This is a genomic window from Mesorhizobium sp. M2A.F.Ca.ET.039.01.1.1, from assembly GCF_003998035.1.
Lineage (GTDB): Bacteria > Pseudomonadota > Alphaproteobacteria > Rhizobiales > Rhizobiaceae > Mesorhizobium.
The window spans coordinates 1-1,790 of sequence record NZ_RZRY01001007.1 but is presented as its reverse complement, the minus strand read 5'-3'; the positions used below and the strand labels follow the sequence as shown (position 1 = coordinate 1,790).

2 protein-coding genes are annotated in these 1,790 nt (G+C 65.4%); one reads left to right on the top strand and one right to left on the bottom strand.

Annotation, left to right across the window (positions count from 1 at the left end; translation table 11 throughout):
• The coding region (ureC, locus tag EOA24_RS36645) for an urease subunit alpha (protein WP_189354549.1) at positions 1-1,314 on the bottom strand (1,314 nt) is incomplete at its 3' end.
• A gap of 164 nt (positions 1,315-1,478) precedes the next feature.
• Here ureC and EOA24_RS36640 point away from each other — a divergent pair.
• Positions 1,479-1,790: hypothetical protein (locus tag EOA24_RS36640; protein WP_127410751.1), on the top strand; the 312-nt coding region annotated here is incomplete at its 3' end.

The following is a 1,790-nucleotide window of genomic DNA, read 5'->3' as shown; positions in this document are numbered from 1 at the left end:
CCACAGCACCAGATCGGCGCGTTTTCCGACCGCCACCGAGCCGATCTCCTTCGACAGGCCGTGCGCGATGGCCGGATTGATCGTGTATTTGGCGATGTAGCGGCGGACGCGGAAATTGTCGTTGTCGCCGGTTTCGTCGGGCAGCGCGCCGCGCTGGCGCTTCATCTTGTCGGCGGTCTGCCAGCAGCGGATCGCCACCTCGCCGACCCGGCCCATGGCCTGGCTGTCCGAGGAGATGATCGAGAAGGCGCCGATGTCGTGCAGGATGTCCTCCGCCGCGATCGTCTCCTTGCGGATGCGGCTTTCGGCGAAGGCGATGTCCTCGGGGATCGACGGGGACAGATGATGGCAGACCATCAGCATGTCGAGATGCTCGGCCAGCGTGTTGACCGTGTAGGGCCTGGTCGGGTTGGTGGAGGACGGGATGACGTTGGGCAGGCCGCAGACCTTGATGATGTCGGGCGCGTGGCCACCGCCCGCCCCTTCGGTGTGGAAGGCATGGATGGTGCGGCCCTTGATGGCCGCCACCGTGTTCTCGACGAAGCCCGATTCATTTAACGTGTCGGTGTGGATCATCACCTGCACGTCGTAGGCTTCGGCGACCGACAGGCAGCAATCGATGGCGGCCGGCGTCGTGCCCCAATCCTCATGCAGCTTCAGCGAGCAGGCGCCGGCCAGCACCATCTCTTCCAGCGCCGCCGGCTTTGACGCGTTGCCCTTGCCCGACAGACCGATATTCATCGGGAAGGCGTCGAAGGACTGAATCATGCGCGCCATGTGCCAGGGGCCGGGCGTGCAGGTGGTGGCCAAGGTGCCATGCGCCGGGCCGGTGCCGCCGCCCAGCATGGTGGTGATGCCGCTCATCAGCGCTTCCTCGATCTGCTGCGGGCAGATGAAATGGATATGCGCGTCGAAGCCGCCGGCCGTCAGTATCTTGCCTTCGCCGGCGATGATCTCGGTCCCAGGGCCGATGATGATGGTGACGCCATCCTGCGTGTCCGGATTACCGGCCTTGCCGATCGCGGCGATGCGGCCATCCTTCAGGCCGATATCGGCCTTGACGATGCCGGCAAGCGCGTCGACCACCAGCGCATTGGTGATGACGGTGTCGACGGCGCCCCCTGCCCGCGTCACCTGGCTCTGGCCCATGCCATCGCGGATGACCTTGCCGCCGCCGAATTTCACTTCCTCGCCGTAGACGGTGAGGTCCTTCTCGACCTCGACGAACAGCTCGGTGTCGGCAAGCCGCACCTTGTCGCCGACCGTCGGTCCATACATCTGCGCATAGGCGGCGCGGCTTATCCTGGCCATCAGCAATCGCTCCCGAAATTCCAATTGTTTGTGCGTGGGGCACACATTGTCGCCACCCAATGGTCACGCAATGACCCGCTCGCCGACACTTTGAGCGCCCATTTCAGCGTTCCCATCGGGCCGTTAAGGCGGGCGGAATCACTCCCAATCCGATGGAAGGAATATCCATGCGCAACGCGATACTTGTCGCCGCAGCCGCCAGCTTGTTGATGGCGGGCGCTGCCGGCGCCCAGCAGCAGCCGACGCCCAGCCCGGCACCGACCGCCCCCGCCGCGCCGAAAGCCCAGTCCGCGGCGCCGGCGATCCAGAGCGTCAACGTCGTCGACATCACCGAACTGCCCAAGGATGCGCAGACGCAGGTCAACCAGATCGTGGCGCAGCGCGGCGACGCCGGCCTGCAGACCTTGCGCAAGTCGATCGACGCGACGCCCAAGGTGAAATCCGCGCTCGAAGCCAAGGGCATGAGCTCGGCGCAGGTG